This is a genomic window from Rhodanobacter sp. MP7CTX1, assembly GCF_014205795.1.
Lineage (GTDB): Bacteria > Pseudomonadota > Gammaproteobacteria > Xanthomonadales > Rhodanobacteraceae > Rhodanobacter.
The window spans coordinates 221,254-242,873 of the sequence record NZ_JACHCN010000005.1 but is presented as its reverse complement, the minus strand read 5'-3'; the positions used below and the strand labels follow the sequence as shown (position 1 = coordinate 242,873).

At 59.2% G+C, this 21,620-nt stretch carries 20 protein-coding genes and 1 pseudogene; 10 read left to right on the top strand and 11 right to left on the bottom strand.

Annotation, left to right across the window (positions count from 1 at the left end; all coding sequences use genetic code 11):
* Nucleotides 1-21 precede the first annotated feature (21 nt).
* From HDE77_RS09235 to HDE77_RS09225, 3 genes are read right to left on the bottom strand one after another with little or no spacing between them, the layout of a single operon-like run.
* Nucleotides 22-384, bottom strand: coding sequence for a hypothetical protein (locus HDE77_RS09235; protein ID WP_184416951.1), 363 nt, complete (start codon nt 382-384; stop codon nt 22-24).
* A complete protein-coding gene (locus HDE77_RS09230) occupies nt 381-602 on the bottom strand; it encodes a hypothetical protein (RefSeq protein WP_184416949.1) in 222 nt (73 codons plus the stop codon). Before HDE77_RS09230 ends, HDE77_RS09235 begins: the two co-directional genes overlap by 4 nt.
* Nucleotides 602-979: an SOS response-associated peptidase family protein gene (locus HDE77_RS09225; protein WP_184416947.1), complete on the bottom strand. Its 378-nt coding sequence runs from the start codon at nt 977-979 to the stop codon at nt 602-604. The genes HDE77_RS09230 and HDE77_RS09225 overlap by 1 nt, the downstream gene beginning before the upstream one ends.
* A 319-nt stretch (nt 980-1,298) precedes the next feature.
* Here HDE77_RS09225 and HDE77_RS09220 point away from each other — a divergent pair, with 319 nt between their 5' ends.
* Both HDE77_RS09220 and HDE77_RS09215 read left to right on the top strand, forming a co-directional pair.
* Nucleotides 1,299-1,511: a hypothetical protein gene (locus tag HDE77_RS09220; RefSeq protein ID WP_184416945.1), complete on the top strand. Its 213-nt coding sequence runs from the start codon at nt 1,299-1,301 to the stop codon at nt 1,509-1,511.
* Between the two features lie 357 nt (nt 1,512-1,868).
* A complete protein-coding gene (locus HDE77_RS09215) occupies nt 1,869-3,710 on the top strand; it encodes a hypothetical protein (RefSeq protein ID WP_184416943.1) in 1,842 nt (613 codons plus the stop codon).
* 215 nt (nt 3,711-3,925) lie between these two features.
* On the opposite strand, the gene HDE77_RS09210 is transcribed toward HDE77_RS09215, so the two are convergent.
* Together HDE77_RS09210 and HDE77_RS09205 are read right to left on the bottom strand one after the other, a co-directional pair.
* Nucleotides 3,926-4,678 (bottom strand): LytTR family DNA-binding domain-containing protein, encoded by a 753-nt coding sequence (locus HDE77_RS09210; protein ID WP_184416941.1) that lies wholly within the window; start codon nt 4,676-4,678, stop codon nt 3,926-3,928.
* Nucleotides 4,675-5,874 (bottom strand): histidine kinase, encoded by a 1,200-nt coding sequence (locus HDE77_RS09205; RefSeq protein ID WP_184416939.1) that lies wholly within the window; start codon nt 5,872-5,874, stop codon nt 4,675-4,677. The genes HDE77_RS09210 and HDE77_RS09205 overlap by 4 nt, the downstream gene beginning before the upstream one ends.
* Nucleotides 5,875-5,925: 51 nt before the next feature.
* On the opposite strand from HDE77_RS09205, the gene HDE77_RS09200 reads away from it, so the two are divergent.
* The 8 genes from HDE77_RS09200 to HDE77_RS09165 all read left to right on the top strand — a co-directional run bounded on the left by HDE77_RS09200 (nt 5,926) and on the right by HDE77_RS09165 (nt 14,812).
* On the top strand, nt 5,926-6,939 hold the full coding sequence (locus tag HDE77_RS09200) for a rhodanese-like domain-containing protein (protein ID WP_184416937.1): 1,014 nt from the start codon (nt 5,926-5,928) through the stop codon (nt 6,937-6,939).
* A gap of 2 nt (nt 6,940-6,941) precedes the next feature.
* Nucleotides 6,942-7,451 (top strand): YeeE/YedE thiosulfate transporter family protein, encoded by a 510-nt coding sequence (locus HDE77_RS09195; protein ID WP_184416935.1) that lies wholly within the window; start codon nt 6,942-6,944, stop codon nt 7,449-7,451.
* Entirely contained in the window at nt 7,448-7,987 is a 540-nt protein-coding gene (locus tag HDE77_RS09190) for a YeeE/YedE thiosulfate transporter family protein (protein ID WP_184416933.1), read from the top strand. The genes HDE77_RS09195 and HDE77_RS09190 overlap by 4 nt, the downstream gene beginning before the upstream one ends.
* The gene (locus tag HDE77_RS09185) at nt 7,984-8,568 is read left to right on the top strand and encodes a rhodanese-like domain-containing protein (protein WP_184416931.1); all 585 of its coding nucleotides are present in this window, start codon (nt 7,984-7,986) and stop codon (nt 8,566-8,568) included. Before HDE77_RS09190 ends, HDE77_RS09185 begins: the two co-directional genes overlap by 4 nt.
* 8 nt (nt 8,569-8,576) lie before the next feature.
* Nucleotides 8,577-9,938 carry an aminotransferase class V-fold PLP-dependent enzyme gene (locus HDE77_RS09180; protein WP_184416930.1) on the top strand — a complete coding sequence of 454 codons (1,362 nt, stop codon included), beginning with the start codon at nt 8,577-8,579 and terminating at the stop codon, nt 9,936-9,938.
* 1,273 nt (nt 9,939-11,211) lie between these two features.
* Nucleotides 11,212-13,632 carry a class I SAM-dependent DNA methyltransferase gene (locus HDE77_RS09175; RefSeq protein WP_184416928.1) on the top strand — a complete coding sequence of 807 codons (2,421 nt, stop codon included), beginning with the start codon at nt 11,212-11,214 and terminating at the stop codon, nt 13,630-13,632.
* 258 nt (nt 13,633-13,890) lie between these two features.
* Nucleotides 13,891-14,235, top strand: coding sequence for a hypothetical protein (locus HDE77_RS09170; protein ID WP_184416926.1), 345 nt, complete (start codon nt 13,891-13,893; stop codon nt 14,233-14,235).
* A complete protein-coding gene (locus HDE77_RS09165; RefSeq protein WP_184416924.1) occupies nt 14,228-14,812 on the top strand; it encodes a hypothetical protein in 585 nt (194 codons plus the stop codon). Before HDE77_RS09170 ends, HDE77_RS09165 begins: the two co-directional genes overlap by 8 nt.
* 1,198 nt (nt 14,813-16,010) lie before the next feature.
* On the opposite strand, the pseudogene HDE77_RS20475 reads toward HDE77_RS09165, so the two are convergent.
* The 6 genes and pseudogenes from HDE77_RS20475 to egtD all read right to left on the bottom strand — a co-directional run.
* Nucleotides 16,011-16,160, bottom strand: a pseudogene (locus HDE77_RS20475) (DNA-formamidopyrimidine glycosylase family protein); the annotation flags it as partial.
* A 6-nt stretch (nt 16,161-16,166) separates the two neighbouring features.
* On the bottom strand, nt 16,167-17,714 hold the full coding sequence (gene gndA / locus HDE77_RS09155; protein ID WP_184416920.1) for an NADP-dependent phosphogluconate dehydrogenase: 1,548 nt from the start codon (nt 17,712-17,714) through the stop codon (nt 16,167-16,169).
* 381 nt (nt 17,715-18,095) lie between these two features.
* Nucleotides 18,096-18,791 (bottom strand): dienelactone hydrolase family protein, encoded by a 696-nt coding sequence (locus tag HDE77_RS09150; RefSeq protein WP_184416918.1) that lies wholly within the window; start codon nt 18,789-18,791, stop codon nt 18,096-18,098.
* A 167-nt stretch (nt 18,792-18,958) separates the two neighbouring features.
* Entirely contained in the window at nt 18,959-19,705 is a 747-nt protein-coding gene (locus HDE77_RS09145) for a glucose 1-dehydrogenase (protein WP_184416916.1), read from the bottom strand.
* A 124-nt stretch (nt 19,706-19,829) separates the two neighbouring features.
* Complete coding sequence (locus tag HDE77_RS09140) at nt 19,830-20,261, bottom strand: SDR family oxidoreductase (RefSeq protein WP_221444193.1); 432 nt, start codon at nt 20,259-20,261, stop codon at nt 19,830-19,832.
* A gap of 407 nt (nt 20,262-20,668) precedes the next feature.
* The gene (gene egtD / locus HDE77_RS20470; RefSeq protein ID WP_343206085.1) at nt 20,669-21,619 is read right to left on the bottom strand and encodes an L-histidine N(alpha)-methyltransferase; all 951 of its coding nucleotides are present in this window, start codon (nt 21,617-21,619) and stop codon (nt 20,669-20,671) included.
* Between the last annotated feature and the right edge of the window lies 1 nt (nt 21,620).

Sequence of the window (21,620 nt, the reverse complement as noted above, 5' to 3'; positions counted from 1 at the left end):
TCGATGCATGCACACATCAGGCTACGTCGCGGGCTTACCAGCCTCACTGGGCATCGGCGCCTTCTCATCCGCGCGCAGGGACACCAGGCGCTCGAGCATCGGCCAGTTCACGCGTGCCCAGGCCTCCAAATGTTTTTTTGCGGTCTTGGGGTGCACGTAGCGCACCTTCTTGGTCCTGAGCCCTGGTCGCCTTTGCGCTGACCAAGGGGGAAACACGATCAACCACCACTCGCCGTCGACGCGTTCGATCTGAGCAAATCCCTCTGTCTCTCGCGGCTGGCACACGCTTGCGAACCATCGATCGATCGGCTGGCCATAACCGATCGCGCGCGTCCATCGCACCATCACCCGTTCATGCGGCGTGGCTCGTAGCACCGGAATCACAGCTCGAAGTCCTTCAGATCATGACGCGCTAGCATCTCTTCGAGTTGACCCTTCACCCAGTCGCGGTCTGCCTCGCTCGCTTCAGGCATCAACAGTCGAACGAGCGTACGCAGCGTTGTGTGGAAGTCGTCTTCATCCGGTGGGCATCTCACCGCGCTGGCGATCGCAGCGTCCACGCTGGCCAGCATTCGCTTCAGGTGGTCGCGATCGGGAAGCATTAGGCATCCTGCTTGGCGAGCTGGTGTTCGTAAAACGGCCGCACGCGATCATCGAGAATCGCATACTCGGCGGCCAGGTTGCCGGGATCTGGATTTAGCCAAGCGTCGATGTTCTCCTCCTTGATCGGAATGGGACACCGGTCATGGCCCGCCTCAACGACTTCCAGCGGCGGATCATCGGTGATCGCCGCAAATGTGTAGAAGCCAGGATCGTCGCCGGCAGGTTCGACGTACGTCCAGAGACAGGCAACGAAGAGATATTGACCAGTCTGCGGCGTGAACATGATCTCGACGCTCTGCTCGCGCTCGCCGGGAACCAGTGGTCGCTGCTGCAAGTCGTGGAGATAGACGCTTTCGTAGAATCGGTCGACGACCATGGGGGTGCCTTGCGCCCCTTGGAGAGGACATCGAGCATCGCGGGAGCTGTAATTTTTTACAGTTACCAGGACCCGCAATTTCAAGTAAAACGTTCACCGACCAAATGTCCATTGTGGAACGCCGATGGCGACGATACAGATACTGGTCGAGAGCGACGAACTATTCGAAAACAGATCGATTGTTGGTAGGGAACCTGGCTCGCTGCCGGGAGCGATGCATGAGGGTCGGTCGCGCGAGTTGGTTCGAGGAAATGCGAAATCCGATTTCCTTCTCACTTGATTGACTTCCCCACATCGAAACGCTTCCTTGGCGGAGTGTGTGTACCCGCGCAAGATTTTCGTGATCCAGGAGCAAAGTAGCGATCTTCTAGTCTACGTCGTGGTAATTGATGGCGACTGGTTGATTGGTGATCCAAAGAGCTGCGTCGGCTTGACCGAAAGAGTCGATCCCATGGCGGAATACGGCATCGAGAAAGTTGACGCAGACGCAATGGCTGAATTCCACAATCGGTTGCTGAAAGTGCAAGGCTGAAAATGTAACTTCACTGCCAAGAAGTGAAAGGCCCCGAATCACCTGAGCCTTTTTTTGTCCCCTCATCGGTCGCAAACGCTACAAGAGCCGCGTTGTTCTGAAAATGAATTTGATGGTTGCACAGCCTTCAGGATGTGCGAACGATCCGGGTTCTCTGGGGCGACGGGAGGAGGCAGCTGCAAAAGAAGGGTCCGGGTTTTCGGATCCGGATCGCTGCCAATGATGAATGCCGGCATATAGTACCCAAGCGGGTTCTGCGGCATGACCTTGCGAGGAGGCTATATGTCACTTCGATCATTAGGTTTGTCTCCCCCCCGGATCCCCCTCCGACACGTCTGCAGTCGCGTTGGAATCCTCTTGGCACTCGCCATAGTCCTAGCGCTAAAACTACTCAGCGCGCCGGCTCTGGCAGCGCCCTTACCCGTACCTGCCAATATCATCATTACAAAGACTTCAGGTACGCCGACGGCCGGCGTGCCCATCAGCATCTCCTGGAAGCTAGTCAACAACGCGAAAGTGCAGCTAAGCGGCGCCATCGTCTACTATCTGAATGGCTATCCCCTTACGCCCTTGAACTCCAGCAACGGTGCGCAAGCGCAGCCGCCCCCGCCCGAAAGCGGGACGTTTACATTCGACCCCGTCCCCGGAATCAATCAGTTCAGCGTGGTACTTCTTGACACACATGGTGCCGCATTTCCTACATCCACTGCGCCCAAGCTCAAGCCAACCGAGTTCGGCCAGCAGCCGACAGAAACCGTCCCATCCACGGGGCACGGTGAATCGTCCCCCGTATCGATTGCCGCAAGTGGTAACGTCAGCTGGACTGTAATGGCTCACACCAGCCGCTTGGACAATGGACTCACCGCCGCCGTCCGCCGTCAACTTATGACGGACTACGCTCCACTCCTGCTGTTCTCCTACGATCACTCCAGCGATGAGTTATACCGGCCGAGTGATGTCTTACCGTACGTAAAAGGCTCTAGCCTCACCGGTAACTTCAGGCAGCCGAACTCGGCTCTCGCCTCGAACCCACAGGTCATACTGGATCCCTCGCCCGCATCCAATCCCCTGGCCGGCACGATCACAGCTGCGCAGCCAATGATGCCGGTGGCACTCTACGTCTCCCCGTCATCTGCAGCTGAAAGCGGTGCCGACTGGGGCACCGTTATGAAGCAGAGTCCAAACGTCGGCCTGTATGGTCACGTCACACTCATCGATCCGATCAGCTTCGCTACGACCATCGCCGACGACAAGCGTCCGCCAGACACCGACAACCTCCCACAACGGCTCGCCTCGCGCTATGGCTGCACCGTCTCGAAAGCCTGCGCGGCACAGATCGTCAAAATCGAATACTGGCAATTTTTCGGTTACAGCCACGACTACGAAGGCCCGGCGCAGGCAGGCGTCGATTCAGAAACAGATCACAGCGGTGATTGGTGTTCAGTACAACTCTACGTCGACGCAGGTTGGTGGGCGTCACCACGCCCAGACAAAGCCATCCTCGCCGTCTATCACTACCTGCACGGCATACAAGTTGGCTTTGACATGGGCACTGTGGTTGCCCCTGCGACGAAGATCACCGTTCCGACTCGGCTCCCGAACGTCAAAGGCGACGTCTACTTCGCAGAAGAATTCCTCGGACCCGGTTCAGGCGTAAAGATCGAGTTTCCCGTCACCGTGGCAGGCGTGTTGTATCCAAGCAACGGACTCGGCATGGCGATCGAAGTCGGCGCCGCGCAGAACTCCGTAGTCCAGCTAGCCGCCCAAGGAATTCCTAAGCTGGGCCGGGCTGGGGCTATTCCCCAAGGTACAGGCACCGTCTCCTATCAGCACCCCGTCGTATACGTCGAATGGGGCGGCCACGAGTTCTGGCCCACAGCCGATTGGGCGTACTACGGAGCGAACAAGCATAACGGCAGCGGTCAATATTCCTACTTCGGCAGCGCACCCACTGATCTCGTCATCGATCATCAGGTCAGTATTCGAGGCGTCACAAATCTCATAACCCCACCCGATGTCGCGCTAGTTACCACCTTCGCCGGCTACTGGGGCGCCAGCGGAGGAGGAGGGCCTCCGCAAGGCCCACCGTTGCACACGCACTGGTACTGGGACTACGGCTCCACACCGCAGCCTCTCTGGGACAAGATTGAAACCATTGAGAACTCAAAGGGAGAACTAGTCACCCACAGAACCGACTGACGCTGCGACGTCAACCAGGCCTCTTTGCCCTGCTCACGGGCAAGAGGCCCGGAGCGTGGGTGGGACGCCATACCGTGCAGACCCTATGCGAGAACAGCATTGCTCGGGACTTTCAGGCGCAAGCCCCTGGCGCGGTGTTTGCTGCTCCAGTGGGGTCGACATCGCCATCCAACCACCAATCCAGCGGACTGCCGATCACAGTTCTGCATTCCACATCACATGGCGCGGAAACGATGGCGGAACGCGTCGCTCACGCGAAGCGGCTCGGCAATGCCATGTAGCCAGACCAGCAAGCGACCATCCCCGTCCGGCTTGACCTGCCGGATCGCCGACACGCGAACGATGGCATTGCGATGAACCCTCCAGAACACTTCCGGATCGAGCTTGAGCATCAGATCCTTCAGCGGCGTCCGGATGAATGCGGCATCGTTGGCGGTCGCTACGCGGGTGTATTTTTCCTCGGACTGGAAAAAAACGACGTCTTCTATGGGAATCATCCGGACGGTATCGCCGATGCTGGCAGTGATCCAGGTGATCGTCTCCGCTCGCGTCAGCCGGCCGGCGAGGCCGTCGATCAATGCCGTCAGATCGACTTGCGTTGCGGGCTGGCGGCTGCGCAAACGTGCCACCGTCTCGGTGAGGCGATCGGTGCGGATCGGTTTCAGTAGGTAGTCGATGGCGCCAGCGTCGAAGGCCTTCACCGCGAATTCGTCGTGAGCGGTGATGAAGACGACCTGGGCTGGACTTCCTGCCTGTTGTGCCACCTCGAGGCCACCAAGTCCCGGCATGCGGATGTCGAGGAAGGCAACGTCCGGTTTCTTCGATGTCCACGCATCAAGCGCGCTGATGCCATCATCGCATTCCGCGACGACGATCAGTTCCGGCCACAGGGTTGCCAGCATGCCGCGCAGCTCCGTTCGCTGCGGTTCCTCGTCTTCGGCGATGAGGGCCGTTATGGGTGCGGTCATGGGACCGTGAGCGGAATGTGGATGCGTGCGGTCACTCCGCCTGCGGCTCGTGATGCGATGTCGAAACGCGCGCGCGTTCCGAAACGATCGTGGAGCTGGGCGCGAACATTCGCGAGGCCCAGGCCGGGCGTGGTGCCGGGCTGCAATCCCCGGCCATCGTCCTCGACGCTCACGCTCAGGAATCCATCCGCGGTGCCGGCGATGATCGCGATCACGCCGAGGCCCGGCTTCGGCTCGATGCCGTGGGTCATCGCGTTCTCTACCAGCGTTAGCAGGATCAATGGGGGGAACGGCAGCGCCCGGACATCGTCGCTAGCATCGACGTGAACCTCGATGCGGCCGGCCGTACGGACATTCATGATCTCGAGATAGCCCAGGCAGAGATCGATCTGGCGACCGAGTGTGGCTTCCTCGATGCCGGTTGTGCGGATGCGTGGCAACGCGACGCGCAGATACGCCGCAAGCGCGTCGATGGTTCTTGCAGCGCGCTCGGGTTCGCTGGCGATCAGTGACCGTACCGAAGCCAGCGTATTGAAGAGGAAATGGGGTTCGACCTGCGCCTGCAGGATGGCCAATCGCATGTCGGCTGCGTTTCGTTCCGCGCGCAGGCTTTCGATCTGGCGACCCGCTGCGTACTGGGCAAGGCGTCGCTGTTCGCCGAGATAATAGATTGCTGAGAAGCCTCCGCCCGCGACGATCAGTACAAAGACGGACGCGTTGATGGTGGCAGCGAGAAAGTTTGAAACGGCTTGGCCGAGCAGGTTGGGTCCCATGGGGCGCCCGGCATAGGCCTGCATGAGATGTGCGTGATAGGTGCCCGCCCAGTCCAGGGCGATGACGCCGATCCAGAGCCCGAACAGGATAGCCAACAGTACCAGCGCGCGCTCCAACACCAGCGGCAGATGCCAGTGCCGAATCAATGTGGCGAGCAAGGGGCCCGTCGAGACTGCGATCAGCGACGCGAGGCAAGCCCGGAGCGCGAGCCCCGGCCAGTCCCCCCATGCATCCATCCCCGACGCGTGCCAGGTGGCATACGTGCAACCGGCGAGGACCGCCAGCGGCCACAACACGATTCCCCGGCGCAGCAACCAGGACCAGGTGAAGGTGCGAAAGCTCTGGTAGAGCGTCCAGCTGCCGAGATCCGACAACACGCTTCGCGGCAGTCGGGCATGCAAGTCGTCGTTGGGAAAATCCATGCGTGACACGTTAGCAAAGCACGCGCGATCACGCACACGAACCATCCGCGCATGAACCGTTTCGTCACATTGCCGACCGGTTCCGTCGCATGCCCATCCCGCTGCGCTCCCGCGTGTCCTATATCTGTCGCACACACGACATCGGGAGAAACCATGCAGATCAAGATTCTGGCGAAGGCGGCCGTTGCGTTTGGGATCCTCGTCGGGTCCGCGACGATGCCGTACCGCACGAATGCCCAGGCCACAGCGCAAGCCGAGCCATGGGTATCCACAGCGTGGCTGGAAAGTCACCTGCACGACCCGAACCTCGTGCTGCTGCAGGTCGGCGAAGAGTCGCAGTACAAGTCCGCGCACATTCCCGGCGCGCGTTTCGTCCGTCTTGCCGACGTCGCCGCCACGTCGGGCGAGCTTTCGCTGGAAATGCCGACAGCGTCGGAACTGCGCCAGCGACTGCAGCGCCTCGGCATCTCCGACGGTTCCCGCGTCGTGGTGTACTTCGGAAACGATCAGGTCTCCGTGGCGACGCGGATATTGTTCACGCTGCAATCGGCCGGGCTGGGAGCGCATGCCGACCTGCTCGACGGCGGTATGCCGAAGTGGCGCCGCGAGGGCCGCGCCGTGACTGACCGGGCCATCGCCGCCACACAGCCGGGAACGCTGACGCCCTTCAACCTTCAGCCAACCATCGTCGATGTCGGGTTCGTGCGCGCGCACGCCCGGCAACCGGATTACGTGCTCATTGATGCGCGTGCCGCGATGTACTACGACGGCCTCGAAGAGAGCGGCGCGGATGGTCACCCCCGCCGCGGCCATATTCCCGATGCGCACAGCCTGCCCTTCACCGCCATCACCAACGACGATCTGACCCTGAAGAATCCAACCGAACTGCTGGCCTTGTTTCGCAAGGCCGGCGTCAAGCCGGGCGATCGGGTGATCGCCTACTGCCACATCGGCCAGCAGGCAACGGCGGTGCTGTTCGCGGCGCGTGCCGTGGGGATCGGTGCCGTGCTGTACGACGGTTCATTCGAAGACTGGACGATGCGCAATCTGCCGGTCGAGCTCTGACGATGCGCCCACTCCGTTCCTATGCCGAACCTCATGCGACCGGCGTTTGCCTGGGCCTGGTGCTGCTCGCCTGCTTCGCGCTGACCGGGCAGGGGCTGGGAGCATCCGGTGCTTTCGCGAGCGTGGCGAGTGGTGTCATCGCCGCAGTTTCGCCGGAAACTGCCGCGCACAGCGCCTACTTCCGGAGCTATCTCCAGGACGGTTCGCCGTGGACTGCCTGGCTCGTCGTCGAAATCATGGGCGTGCTGGTCGGCGCCGCCGCGTCGGCTGCTCTGGCAGGACGAACACGACTGACGTTCGTCCGCGCCGTCCGTCCGTCCGGCGGCAGGCTGTTCGCTGGTCTCGCAGGCGGCATATTGATGGGCGTCGGGGCAGCACTGGCGCGCGGCTGCACCAGCGGCCTCGCATTGAGTGGTGGTGCTCTGCTCAGCGTCGGCGCCTGGATCTTCATGGTGGCACTGTTCCTCGCCGGCTTCCTCGCCGCGCCGCTCCTGCGCAGGCTCTGGCCATGAACGATCTGCTAATCGCGGGAGGCATCGGCGTGGCGTTCGGCTGGGCACTCGAATGCGCCGGCTTGGGCGATCCACCAAAGCTCGCCGGCCAGTTCTACCTGCGGGATTTCACCGTTCTCAAGGTGATGTTGAGCGCGATGCTGACCGCGATGCTCGGTGTCTTCTGGGGCGGGCGACTGGGCATGCTTGATCCCAATGCGCTCTATGTGCCCGAAACGTATCTGCTTCCGCAACTTGTCGGCGGTCTGGTCTTCGGACTTGGTTTCGTGCTGAGCGGCCTGTGTCCGGGCACATCCTGTGTGGCGCTGGCCAGCGGCCGCGTCGAAGGTGCCGCGACGATGCTCGGGCTTTTCGTTGGCGTGCTGCTCGTCGGCTTGGCCTTCCCCGAGATCGAACCTTTCTACCGGTCGACGCCACATGGCACGCTGACACTCCAACGCCTCACGGGCCTGCCTTACGGGATCGTGGTCGCGTTGGTCACGGTAATCGGCGTTTCGATGTTGGCGTGGATCGCGAAGCGGGAGGCCGCACGATGAGACTTGTGCGTGGGCTGGGCATCGGCGCGCTTGCATTGGGCCTGGTGGCGCCTTTCACAGGCAGCCCCACTCGCACGCAGCAGCGGGGGCTTGATCTAGATTCGATCGCCCGTGCGATCGACGAGGGTTCCGACCATGTCAGCGCGCGCCAGCTTGCGGAGTGGATACGCGATCGCCGACCGGGACTGCGCGTCATCGACGTGCGCTCGCCTGCCGAGTTCCACGACGACGCCATCCCGACGGCGGAGAACATGCCAATCGACCAGTTGGCGAAGTCGCGCTTTGCCCCCGACCAGAACATCGTCCTTTATTCCCAGGAAGGGGCGCATGCCGGCCAGGCCTGGGTCATGCTGCGCTCGCTCGGTGTGACCCAGGCGGTGTTCGTGCCGGGGGGCCTCGCCGACTGGCGCGAGGAGGTCCTGAGTCCGCTGCTGCCGGCGAATGCCTCGCCCGCGGAGCGGGCGCGGATCGCGGATTTGAGCCACTACTTCGGCGGCGCTCCCCGTGTCGAGGGAACGCAGGACGGCGAAATTGCGGGTGCCGCCCAGACTGGGCAACGCTCACGGAGGCGTGGATGTTAGGGCGTGCAATGGAGCCCACCGATGCGACCGATGGATTCGACTTCGCCGCTCTTCGCGCTAGCGAATTCGCGCGTCTCGATACCGCCGGCATCGCCTATCTCGATTACGCGGCGAGCGCGCTGTACGGCGCCTCGCAGGCACGAGCGCATGGTGACCGGCTGGCGCACGGGATTTTCGGCAATCCCCACTCGGAGCATCTAGCGTCCCGCCATAGCGCGGCCGCGCAGGCCGCCGCCCGTGCCGCGACGCTCGCTTTCTTCGATGCCGATCCGGACATCCATGATGTCTGCTTCACCGCCAACGCGACGGCAGCCATCAAGCTCGTCGCCGAGAGCTACCGATTTTCGTTGCACCGCGGACTCATTCTTTCGGCCGACAACCACAATTCTGTCAACGGCATTCGGGAGTTTGCCAGGCGAGCACAGGCGCCCGTCAGCGTGCTGCCACTGGATACGGAACTCCGGCTCGATCAGGGATCTGCGAGCCTGCGGGCGAGCGTCGAGCAACAGGGCGGGGGTTTGTTCGCCTTCCCGCAGCAGTCCAACTTTTCCGGAGTACGTCACGATCTGTCGCTCATCGAAGAAGCCAGGGCCCTCGGATACGATGTCCTGGTCGATGCAGCAGCGGCCGGCCCATCCGGCGGGCTCAGCCTGAGGGAGCACTCCGCAGACTTCGTCGTGTGTTCGTTCTACAAGCTATTCGGCTTGCCGACCGGCGTCGGGGCATTGATAGCGAAAAAGTCGGCCTTGGGCCGCCTTCGAAGGCCTTGGTTTTCGGGCGGAACCGTGGAGTTCGTGTCCGTTGCGCACGGGCGGCACGCCCTCAGGACGGGCCACGAGGGATTCGAGGACGGAACCCCCAACTTTCTCGACCTCGCCGCCATCGAGTCCGGATTTGCCTTCCTCGCCCGCATGCCGCGTACTGGCCTGCTGGCCCATATTCAGTCCCATACGCAGCATTTCCTGGCACTGGCAGCGAAACTGCGACATCGCAATGGAGCGCCGCTGGTGCGTTTGCATGGCCCTCGGGATATGGAGCGGCGGGGCGGTGTCGTCGCCTTCAACGTGCTGAAGAACGATGGTTGTGTCCTACCCTACGAGCGTGTCGAGTGGCTGGCGCGCGAGCATGGTGTCGCCATCCGAGGTGGTTGCTTCTGCAATCCCGGAGCCGCCGAAAAGGCATTCGGATTCGATGCCCTAGGAGTGGAACACTGCTTCGACAAACTCGAAGTCAGCTTCAGCATCGAGGCGTTCCGGAGTTGCGTGGGGCGTACCGCCACCGTGGGTGCGCTACGTTTGTCCGTCGGCGCCCCCACGACGCACAACGACATCGAACGTGCCGTAGCATTGATCGCTACCTGCGGCGAATAGGTTCAGCGCGGCGGGGCCTGTGTCACGGATCAAACCTCAGCAATTCGCAGACTTGCCAATAGATGTCGCTGTTGGCGAGCGACGCTTTGAACGCCGACGATCTAAGGCCAATTGGCTTCACTAAATCGCTCTCGTTTACGACGGTACCCTCGATGAAGCTCAGTAGGGTTACAACATCGGTGTACAGTGCAGAACTCCGGCTGTTCTTGCTGGCAAGCCGCTGCCAAATCAAGCTCTTGGGTTCCATGCAAGCTGTTGGAATTTATATTGTTTCGTCGACCGTCTTTTTCGCACGCACGATGTGCTTGTTGGAATCTATTTGGCGAGTTTTTGCTGATGTTTGCCAGCCGGGACCGCGCAGCTATGCGGCCCCGGTTGGCAGTTGTATTAGGTCTTACCAGTTGGTAAGACCTAATAGAGATTCCAACTCCGTAATAGAGCTTCCAACTTTTTAGGAAACTGCGCTGGTCTCGAACTAATAAAGATCCCAACTGCGCTCTTGGGCCGTGTGTGCGTAAAGCCATAATTTGGCCATGTCGGTCCGATCGTGGCCTCTGTTTAGCCATCTGATGAAAAGTGTGCGCTTGAGATTCGACTCCAGACTCTCGTCCACTCAATTCGTAGGATGTGCCGCGGACACACCACACGCGGGCTCATGTAGAGAGGTTGTGCCATGACACGTCAAGCCGTGCGGCGGACCACCACACGGGGTAGAGATCGATGACTTTCTGATCGAGATGAATAAAGTCTGTAACACGAAATAAAGTCTGTAATGCCACGCGGACTCTAAAGTCGACTGCTAGTAAGAGCGGGAGTGCCGCAGCCACACGCATCGGGTCGACACAATGTGTCGGCCCGATTGCGTTTAGTGGCGACCATAACGTTTAGCGCCAACCGATCCAGTAGCTTGCACCACTCCGCCTCTGGGTGGTTTTGAATCCCGTACATATTCCGAAGACGGGCCCGACCGAATCCGGGACCGGACGGGTATCATGGGGTGCGACAGTTCGGCTGCACACTGCGCCACGGGCCGGCAGCTGGCGCTGATAGTGCTGGCTGGGACGTAAGGTGGGCGAAGCAGGTGTCTTGAGTTGAAGGGAATAATAAATTCAAGAAATTTCAGTTAGTTGTCAAGAATCACCGTATCGCTGAGTACATCTCGTCAAAGTTTACGCATCGAAAGCTTCCATTCACTGAACGACTTGAGTGTTGTCGTGCCGAGAGTGCATCTGATATCCGAAGTATTTTGAAATCCAGGTAATCCACAGAACACATGGCCATCAAGAAATCCGACCTCTACTCTTCGCTTTGGGCCTCGTGTGATGAACTTCGTGGCGGCATGGACGCCAGTCAGTACAAGGACTACGTCTTGTTCATGCTGTTCATCAAATACATCACCGACAAGTATGGTGATAGCGATGACTTCGCCCCCCCGGTCACAATCCCAAAGGGCGCCAGCTTCAAGGACATGATTGCGCTGAAGGGCAAGCCCGATATCGGCGATAAGATCAACACCCAAATCATCCAGCCGCTGATCGACGCCAACACGCGCCTCGCCCGCAGCGACTTTCCCGACTTTAACGACCCGAACAAGCTCGGCGAAGGTCAAGCGATGGTCGAGCGCCTGACCAATCTCGTCGGCATCTTCCAAAAGCCCGAGCTGGATTTCTCGCAGAATCGCGCCGAGCATGACGACATCCTCGGCGACGCCTACGAATACCTGATGCGGCACTTCGCAACCGAAAGCGGAAAGAGCAAAGGCCAGTTCTATACCCCGTCAGAAGTCAGTCGTATTATCGCCAAGGTGATCGACATTTCTCCGAGGAACGCGAAAGCCTCCACTACGGCGTATGACCCTACATGCGGTTCGGGATCGCTACTTCTGAAGGTGGCCGCCCAAGCTGGCAAGCACATCACGTTGGAAGGGCAAGAGATGGACGTGACCACTGCGGGCCTGGCCCGCATGAACATGATCCTGCATAACTTTCCCACGGCCAGCATCCTGCAGGGTAATACGTTGGCTGCGCCCAAGTTCAAGGATGGTGAACAACTGCGCACCTACGATTACGTGGTTGCCAATCCGCCCTTCTCCGATAAGACCTGGAGTACCGGCCTCACGCCGTCGAACGACCCCCATCAGCGCTTCGCCTGGGGAGAGCCACCAACTAAGCAGGGTGACTACGCCTATCTCCTTCATATCATTCGTTCGATGAAGAGCAAAGGCAAAGGCGCCTGTATCCTGCCTCATGGTGTGTTGTTTCGAGGTAACGCGGAGGCCGTGATCCGTCAGCAGCTGATCCGTTCCGGCATGTTGAAGGGCATCATCGGCCTGCCGGTCAATCTGTTTTACGGCACTGGCATTCCTGCCTGCATTCTGGTGCTAGACAAGGAAAACGCCGCCTCGCGTAAAGGTGTCTTCATGCTCGATGCCAGCAAAGACTTCACCAAAGACGGCAACAAGAACCGATTGCGCGAGCGCGATATCCACAAGATCGTGGACACCTTTACCAGACAGATCGGCATACCGCGTTACGCCCGCATGGTGCCGTTCGCCGAGATCGCCGATCCGAAGAATGACTTCAACCTCAATCTGCCGCGCTACATCGATAGTAATGAGCCAGAAGACTTGCAGGACATCGACGGCCACCTCCGAGGCGGCATTCCAGAGCGCGACCTCGATGCATTCGCCGCCGACTGGCAAATACTTCCCGGCGTGCGCGCCATCTTGTTCGAGTCTGCCGGTCGCGTAGGCTACGCGCGGCTCAGGTTGCCCATCGCCGAAGTAAAGTCCGCCATTCTCGGCCACGCGGAGTTCACAACATTCAACCAGATGGTCACGAAGCTATTTGCCAAATGGCGCAAAGCCATCACTCCTCGCCTCACTGGATTCGACCGGGGTGGTCATCCCAAGGCGTTGATCGAAACCGTTTCCGAGGTGTTGCTCGCAGCTTTCCAGGCGGCGCCGTTGGTAGATGCCTACGAAATCTACCAACGCCTGATGGACTATTGGGCCGAGACCATGCAGGACGACATCTATCTGATCGCCGCCGACGGCTGGGTGGCTAGGCCAACACGAATCATGGAGATAGACAAAAAGGGCAGAGCCAAGGACAAGGGCTGGAGCTGCGACCTGATCCCCAAACCCTTCATCGTTACCCGCTACTTCGCAAGCGAACAATCTGCTATCGGGGCGGCACACGACGAGCTCCAAGCCGCCAGCGCTAGCCTCGCTGAACTAGAGGAGGAGCACGGTGGTGATGACGCGGCGTTCTCTGGCTTTGACGTCATCAACGCCGCTGCCGTAAAGGAACGCATTCGCGAAATCGGCAACGATGCCGATAACTTGGACGAGCTAGAGGTGCTGACACGGTGGCAGAAGAACAGCCAGCAAATCACTGTGCTGAAGAAGTATGTCAAGGAAGCCGAGGCAGCACTCGACCAACAGGCCCATGACCGCTACGTCATGCTTAGCAAGTCAGAGATCCAGAGCATGGTGATAGACGACAGGTGGATGGCCCACCTTGAGGCGGCCGTTCAGGGCGAACTGGAACGCGTCTCGCAGACCTTAACTGGGCGCATCCGTGAGCTCGCCGTTCGTTATGCCACGCCGCTGCCGCAGCTCACCGATGAGGTGGCGGTGCTCGCTGCTCGTGTAGAGAATCACCTCAAGCGGATGGGCGCTTCATGGACGTGAGGCCAGGATACAAGCAGACGGACGTTGGAGTTATTCCCGAAGATTGGAATGTAGTCCCGCTCTCGAAAACTGCGCAACGGATTTCGCGTGGAGCGAGTCCGCGTCCCATCGATAGCCCAATGTGGTTCGATGAGCGGTCCGGGATCGGTTGGGTTCGAATTTCCGATGTGACTAAATCGCATCGATATCTTACTGAAACGGTCCAGCATCTTTCCGAAGCGGGTGTCAGCAGCAGTCGATTTGTTCCGTCAGGTACCGATGGATGGCACAGACCACTCAGGACGACCGACGCTGCTCAATGCAAAGGCTGTGACGCAAGGAACGGTGGACCAATTCAACGATGCCGCTTTGCCGCTCGAAACTGCGATCCAACAGGCCGGAGGGTGGGTCTTCGGTCTCGGTGTGGAAGCCCAAAACTTTTCCCGCGCTGAATATGCAGACAGAACAGTTCCCCGTCGAAAGCCCACCAATCCCAAGTTCTTTGCTGTGACCGTGGACATTGCAGATCGCCAGGAACTCCAAGCGAGGTTCGATAGCACGGAATACGGTCGATGGCAGGTGGCTGCACTGGTCTCTCCCCCTGGTGGTTATGCCCGTGGATAAGACAGAAGTGCTCAACGTATGGATCCCCTATCGGCTTCAAGGGATCGAGACAATGCTGTGGGCATACAATCAGCTGTATGACCTGGCTTCGCCAAGGAGGATGGAAGTCTTTGTCAATGGAACAAAAATCTTACAGGGTGACGCCAGCGCGATACTGAATCCCATGCTCGAAGTGGGGTTTATTTATGCACGCTCTCTGTTGGAGTTTCTGGGCCTTGCAGCCAAGGATGGAAGGCTTGTCGAGAGGTCGGGCCGGTTTCAAGATGACATCACCATTGAACACTTCGACGTAAGCGGGGTGCACCTCAAAAAAGTGTCACCGTCCTCGGCGCTCGACGCATATACGGGTGGACCAAGGGAGCGCGGCGAGCATGCCCTGGTGGCAATGTTCGAGCTCGCCAACAAAGGAACGGCCCATCTGTCTAGCCGCTTTCCCGACGGATATACGAATGTCGATCTCGAAATCGCGTGCAAAGGCGTTCGAGCGCTAGTCGAGGACAACCTTTACGCTAAATTGGGCATGCAGATACCAGAACCACCCAAGCAGGATTCGAAACGTGGGGCTTCGCATGGCTGAAATCGCACCCGGAAGGGTTTATGGAAGGCCCTATCTACTCTCGTCGGAGGCCACCTGGCATGTCCGTTGCGAAATGCGGTGCCAGCTCTTTGCCTGGCGGGTTTTCGAACCCAATGATGGCCTGCAGCCGGATGCGTTCCCACAGCGGGAATTCGTACACCGGCGCTGAGCCGACGGCCAGCCCATCTCCAGCGCCCCTCCACGCGAAAGCACCGGTAACGCCGTTGTACGTGACCGTGCCGAAGTAGCGCATTCGTGGCCACCCTGCTGCGCCGGACGCTCTTCTGCAACATGCAATTTCTCCGCATTTGGTACTAGTCTCTGTTTTCGCAGAAACGCATTGAGAGAGCTTTAACGATGGCCATACGTCAAAATATGGAGGCGTTCTGGAGCGGCGCCATGGAGGGCCTCCGGGAGGCCCCGCGAAGCTTCTTTGCTCCGCTGATAACCCTCTTTAGATGGATGTATCGTGTATCGGAAGAGGGCATGGGAGCGCCCAACGCCACGTTCACGATATCGCCGATAGCCAAGAAGTCGTTGCAAGCGACAAGCAGATATCTTGGCACCTCGCCGGCGGTTGTCCTCGAGCTTGCTATACGACAGCTTCATGCCGATGCCGTTCCAAACCTCAAGGGACGATACCGTCCGCTGAGTCATCTTCGAGATGGAGCGAAGAACCGCGAGGATTGAGAAAGAACCTCGGGGAGGCATCGGGTAAATCCAACCCTATGATGAACGAGACTACTCCACGATGAGCGTCAGCACATGGCTTGACCAAGGTCACGCAGATCCTCTATGCCTCCACTTACCTCAAGCTTCAGTAGCCTGCTCGATATCTATAGCGAACCGGGTCATGCCTACCTGTCTCCTCAACTCATTGCTGACGCATTGGGTGTGCAGATCGAAAGTGTGGCCAAGCGAGCGCGAGTGAGTCCTCGGGTAGCGCGGCGACGGCCGCAGGACGAATGCCTCCAGCGCTATCTTCACGTCGTCGTAAAGATTCTGGCAGCGGCCGAGGACGTGGCACAGGGCGATCGAAACCGAGCCATCCTTTGGTTCATGAATGAACCACTCGGTGACTTTGACTGGCAGACGCCGGATGCGCTCGTGATGAGCTCGAAGGCTCAAGCGGTAATCGACTATCGAGTCCGTTGCCGGCGGTGCCACAGGGTAACGGTACGCGGCGGATCCCGAATTGGACGAGCTGCCCGAGAGGCAGCTCGCTGACTTCCCAGGGAATCGGCCAGCGCAGGTCGGCTCTGCGCAAGATCACTACCGCGATGCGTCGGCCGGCCAGGTGCGGCTTGATACCGCGTCGGGTGGTTTCGACTTCGGGCAGTTCAGGCATGTGTCGTCAGTTCCAGTTGGCGTGGAAGCTGCCCAGCTTGTCGATACGTTCGAAGGTATGCGCACCAAACAGATCACGTTGCGCCTGGATCAAGTTGGCCGGCAGACGCTCGGAACGGTAGCCATCGTAATAGGCGATCGCGGAGCTGAAACCGGGTACCGGCACGCCGAGGCGCACCGCCGTGGCCACCACCTCACGCAGCGCCTCCTGGTACTTCTGCGCGACTTTGCCGAAGATCGGTGCCAGCAGCAGGTTGGCCAGCTTGTCGTCGTGCTTGTAAGCGTCGGTGATGTCCTGCAGGAAGCGTGCGCGGATGATGCAGCCGCCGCGCCAGATCTTGGCGATGGTGCCGTAGTCCAGCTTCCACTGGTATTCCTCGGCAGCAGCGCGCAGCTGCGCGAAGCCCTGCGCGTACGAGACGATCTTGCTCAGGTACAAGGCGCGGCGCACGGATTCGATGAACGCCTTGCGATCGCCTTTGAACACCTTGGTCTTCGGTCCGTGCAGATAGCGGCTGGCGGCGACACGTTCGTCTTTCAGCGAGGACAGCACTCGCGCGAAAACTGCCTCAGTGATGAGGGGTAGCGGCACACCGAGATCGAGTGCACTCTGACTGGTCCACTTGCCTGTGCCCTTCTGCGCGGCGCGGTCGAGAATCACGTCGACCAGATCCTTGCCGGTTTCCTCATCCTTCTTCTGGAAAATGGTGGTGGTGATCTCGATCAGGTAGCTGTCGAGTTCGCCCTCGTTCCATTTGCGGTAGACCCTGGTCAGTTCCTTGTTGGTAAGGCCAAGAACATGCTTCAGTACCGAGTAGCTTTCGGCGATCAGCTGCATGTCGCCGTATTCGATACCGTTGTGCACCATCTTGACGTAGTGACCGGCACCGTCATCGCCCATATAGGCCACGCAAGGTTCGCCGTCAGGCGCTTTCGCGGCGATCTCCGTAAGGATCGGTTCGACCAGGTCATACGCATCGCGCGGGCCACCGGGCATGATCGACGGACCATGCAGGGCACCTTCCTCACCCCCGGATACGCCAGTGCCGATGAAGTGCAGGCCAGCCTTAGCCAGCTCTTGGTTGCGCCGGATGGTGTCCTTGAAATGGGTATTGCCGCCGTCGATCAGGACATCGCCCTTGCTCAGCAGCGGCTTGAGCTCCGCAATCACTGCATCGGTGCCGGCGCCCGCTTGCACCATCAGCAGGATGCGTCGCGGCTTTTCCAGCGAGGCGACAAACTTTTCGATGGTATAGCTGGGTACGAACTTGGCAGTGGGGTTGTCCTTGATGACCTCATCGGTCTTCTCACGGCTGCGGTTGAAGATCGACACTACATGGCCACGGCTTTCGATGTTCAGCGCCAGGTTTCGGCCCATCACGGCCATGCCGACGACACCAATCACGCCCTTGCCGTTCGTCGCCGCGCCTTTCTTGGTGGCGCTTTTCCTGGCGATGACTTTCTTGGCTGGTCTTTTTGGGGCGGCAACTTTCTTTGCCGGTTTGGCAGCGACTTCTTTGCTCGCTGTCGGCTTGCGTTTGACTTGCGTGGCCATGGGTCGGGCTCCTGCTGTCGATGCATGAAAGATGGGGCGGAGACTGCGCTGCGCAAGGTGAAGCTAAGGTAGCTTGATTGCCTCTGCGCGCGGAGCTCTTGGCGTATAGCGGGTCGATACTAATGCCACCCGCCCGCAACAATGAGCCCCGCGGTCCAGTTGGCCGGTTCCCCGGGGCAGGTGGTGAACATCGGATTGAGCAGTGCGTTTATGATGTATCGGAACCAGCAGCCCAAGACGCCTCCCTCCCCACGGAAGCGACGTTTCGCCAAGTGACCTCTTTCACATGGCTCCGGCGCTGGTTCATTGCCGAACTTCAACCCAACGCACGGTGAGCCTGTCGCACCAGCGGTAAGCTCTGGTGAGGTTTGCGATCAACGATTATCCGAGTTGTTGATGCAAAAATTTGTAGGTCCGCTCATGGGCCAATGCTGCTGACGCGGCGTCGTAGTGCGCTCCGCCGTGCCGGGAGAAGGCGTGCCTTTGCCCCGGATAGCTGTAGACCGTCGCGTTCGGTTTCTTGGCGAGGGCCTCTTTGATCGCGGCCTGCGCAGTCTTTGGAATGAACTCGTCTTCTTCGCCCAGATGCATGAGAAGGGGGGCATGGAGCTTGGCGGTCTCACCCAGATATTTTTCTGTGTCGCTACCATGATAAGCGACCGCCGCATCAACGTCAGTGCGCACGGCTGTCATGAAAGCCATGAGCGCGCCAAGGCAATAGCCAAGCACAGCGACCTTGCCATTGGACCCAGACATCGTGCTCGCGTACGTGATGGTGTCCTCAATATCTCGGACGCCATCGTCGCGATCGTAGGCTTGATAGAGGCGAAGGCCGTGGTTCCAGTCTTCTTCAGACTTAACACTGAGGTCGACACCCGGTTCCAGTCGCCAAAACAGGTCAGGGGCTACCGCAATGAAACCTTCTTCGGCCAATTCCTCGCAGGTTCTGCGGATGTCCTGATTGACCCCGAATAACTCCTGCAAAACGACGACCGTAGACGCGGGCTCAACCTTTGGGCGTGCGACATACGCACCAAATACGCCATCCCTACCTTTGATTGAGACGTAATCGTTCATCATGTTCTCCACGTTAGCTGTGACTTGTCGAAATGGTGCAAAACAGGTCAGCACGGATAGAGGGAGAGGTCTTTCTCCAGTCGACCGCTCAACCATAGATGTCCACCAGCAGGGTTCGGTACGGATGCCCTGAGGGGCACGGTCTCACGACCGTGCCCCGAATCGAATCAGCGCATGCCGCCGCCTGCCAACAGTTGTTCACCCGTCAACCAGTGCGAATCGTCGGACGCCAGGAAAACGGCAATCGACGCGATATCCTCGGGCTGGCCAAGGCGGCCAAGCGGGGTCTGTGCGACGAGTTCGTTGTGGAAGTCGGAACCAATGAATCCGGCCGACTGTGCGCCTTCGGTTTCCGTCAGGCTCGGATTGATAGAGTTGACACGAATCTTGCGCGGTCCGAGCTCGCGCGACAGCACGCCGGTGATCGCGTCTACTGCGCCCTTAGATGCCGTATAGATAGCGCTGCCCGGCGGGGTTACGCGCGTTACGAGCGAGCCGATATTGATAATGCTGCCACCTTCGCCCAGGTGCTTCGCAGCGGCCTGCGTCGTCAACAGAAGCCCCAGCACGTTCACGTTGAAATGCTTGTGGAAGCTCTCTTCGGTAACACTTTCGAGCGGACCGAACTCGTAGACTCCTGAGTTATTGACCAGTACGTCGAGACGTCCATATGCCTTGACTGCTGCGTCAATGATCCCTTGGGCACCAGACGCCTTAGAGACATCACCACCCACGGCGACTGCCTTGCCGCCAGCCTTCGTGATCTCGGCTACGACCGCATCAGCGCCGGCCTTGCTGGTAGCGTAGTTGACGACAACGGAGGCACCATCGGCGGCGAGAGCCTTGGCGATAGCGGCGCCGATACCCTTGGATGCGCCGGTAACGACGGCGACCTTACCTTTTAGCTTGCTCATGATTTTGTCCTGCTTGTTGGGGGTTAAAACTATGGATTGAAACTTCGGTAGTACGTCACTTATGCCCGATGGGGACGGGAATCAAGTGACTGATATTGCATGCCATTAATGTTTCAGCGGCATCTCACATCGCGGTTTTACCGCCATTAACTGACAGGATGGCGCCCGTGATAAATGCAGCTTTATTTGACGCGATAAAAACAATGCTTTCCGCAATTTCCGCTGGCGTACCTAGCCGCTTCATGGGCACGCCGGCCGTCAATGCAGCCTTTCGTTCAGCGGTTCCACTGAATTGATCCAATAGGTCGGTATCTACGGGACCAGGTGCGACCACATTCACGCGCACACCAGATGCCGCAGTCTCGAGCGCCGCCGCCTTGGACATGCCCTCGACAGCGTGTTTGCTGGCGGCATAAATGGACGCCCCTATGCCTCCACGCTGACCGAACGTCGATGACACATTGACGATGCTTCCAGACCCTTGGGCGAGCATGATCCGAAGTTCATGTTTCATGCTGAGCAAGACGCCAAGAACATTGGTGTCGAAGGTACCCATTTCATCCACTCGCTCGCTGCCGCCTTCCATTCTGATTTAAGAAATCAAACGAGGCGACAACTATCCTGACGTGGAGGGGCAATCTGAAAAATAACCAAAGCAATAAGGCGACGGCAACGGCGCATCCGATCCGAAACCACCAGGTTTGATAGTAGGCGGGTGCAATGCTGAAAGAAACGCGGGCCTCATGGTCGCTTGACACGCCGTCCTCGTTATTGGCTATGACGTGAAACATGAAGTCCCCGGGAGGGAGGTTTGCAAAGAAGACGCGCCACCAAACTAGCCGCAGCGCGCTGAAGTAGGCCTACTACGTCGTCCTTGAATCAGTGTGTAAATCGTTGTCCATCCGGTCGAAATCAAAAATCCGAAGGTGCGTGTCGGCAAGGACAGCCGATCGCGAGCGACCACTATGCATCCGCCACCAGCCTGAAAACTCCGAAGGGCTGGACGTCACTGGTCCATGCCTTGGTCACGAGCCAGCCCGTTCCATGCACCAGCGAGCCAAAGGAGGCCGGCGTGAACTTATGGGAGTTCTCCGTATGAATCGACTCACCTGCGCGAAAGTGGAATGTCGTGCCCGCCACGGTTACATCCTGATCAATCAGGCTCACCAAATGCATCTCGATGCGCTCCTTAGCCGTGTTCCACACGGCTCGATGTTCGAACAGGTCCAGGTCGATATCTGCATCCAGCTCGCGGTTGAAGCGTACAAGTAGGTTTTTGTTGAAACGTGCGGTTACTCCGCTGGCATCGTCATAGGCTTTCAGCAGGGTACTGGTGTCTTTGACGAGGTCGACGCCCACGATCAGTTGTGAATTGTCCCCCAGCTCCAATCGGAGCTTTCGAAGGAGCTGGGTGGCCTCGTCTGGCTCGAAGTTCCCAATGGTCGAGCCCGGGAAAAAGCCAACGACCGGAGCGCCCTTGGTCTGCCTCGGCAATACTAGGGACTTGGTGAAATCCGCCACCAGCGGCAAGATCTCTAGACGCTCGTAATCCACCGCTAACCGCAGGCGAGCCTGCTCCAACGCGTCAGAACTAATGTCAACTGGCACATAAGAAGAAATTTGTGGCGCGCTATCGAGCAGTAGGCGCGTTTTTTCGCTGGCACCGCTTCCAAGTTCGACCAACGTCGCAGCTTCAGGAATACCGTCAGCCAAAGAGGGCGCAATCATCGCAAGTAACGCCAACTCAGTACGGGTTGGGTAGTACTCCGGCGTCAGACAGATTTGTTCAAACAGCTCTGAGCCTGCTGCGTCGTAGAAGTATTTCGGCGAGATGACCTTTGTGTGGGCCCCAAGGCCCGCAATTGCGTCCTTCGCAAACTCCCGCTCATGGTCCGTCGCCTTCTTTGAAGCCACG

Coding starts and splice junctions, on each gene's coding strand:
- HDE77_RS09230 (WP_184416949.1), bottom strand. CDS start 602: ATGCTTCCCGATCGCGACCACCTGAAGCGAATGCTGGCCAGCGTGGAC.
- HDE77_RS09225 (WP_184416947.1), bottom strand. CDS start 979: ATGGTCGTCGACCGATTCTACGAAAGCGTCTATCTCCACGACTTGCAG.
- HDE77_RS09210 (WP_184416941.1), bottom strand. CDS start 4,678: ATGACCGCACCCATAACGGCCCTCATCGCCGAAGACGAGGAACCGCAG.
- HDE77_RS09205 (WP_184416939.1), bottom strand. CDS start 5,874: ATGGATTTTCCCAACGACGACTTGCATGCCCGACTGCCGCGAAGCGTG.
- HDE77_RS09200 (WP_184416937.1), top strand. CDS start 5,926: ATGAACCGTTTCGTCACATTGCCGACCGGTTCCGTCGCATGCCCATCC.
- HDE77_RS09195 (WP_184416935.1), top strand. CDS start 6,942: ATGCGCCCACTCCGTTCCTATGCCGAACCTCATGCGACCGGCGTTTGC.
- HDE77_RS09190 (WP_184416933.1), top strand. CDS start 7,448: ATGAACGATCTGCTAATCGCGGGAGGCATCGGCGTGGCGTTCGGCTGG.
- HDE77_RS09185 (WP_184416931.1), top strand. CDS start 7,984: ATGAGACTTGTGCGTGGGCTGGGCATCGGCGCGCTTGCATTGGGCCTG.
- HDE77_RS09180 (WP_184416930.1), top strand. CDS start 8,577: ATGGAGCCCACCGATGCGACCGATGGATTCGACTTCGCCGCTCTTCGC.
- HDE77_RS09175 (WP_184416928.1), top strand. CDS start 11,212: ATGGCCATCAAGAAATCCGACCTCTACTCTTCGCTTTGGGCCTCGTGT.
- HDE77_RS09170 (WP_184416926.1), top strand. CDS start 13,891: ATGGATGGCACAGACCACTCAGGACGACCGACGCTGCTCAATGCAAAG.
- gndA (WP_184416920.1), bottom strand. CDS start 17,714: ATGGCCACGCAAGTCAAACGCAAGCCGACAGCGAGCAAAGAAGTCGCT.
- HDE77_RS09150 (WP_184416918.1), bottom strand. CDS start 18,791: ATGAACGATTACGTCTCAATCAAAGGTAGGGATGGCGTATTTGGTGCG.
- HDE77_RS09145 (WP_184416916.1), bottom strand. CDS start 19,705: ATGAGCAAGCTAAAAGGTAAGGTCGCCGTCGTTACCGGCGCATCCAAG.
- HDE77_RS09140 (WP_221444193.1), bottom strand. CDS start 20,261: ATGGGTACCTTCGACACCAATGTTCTTGGCGTCTTGCTCAGCATGAAA.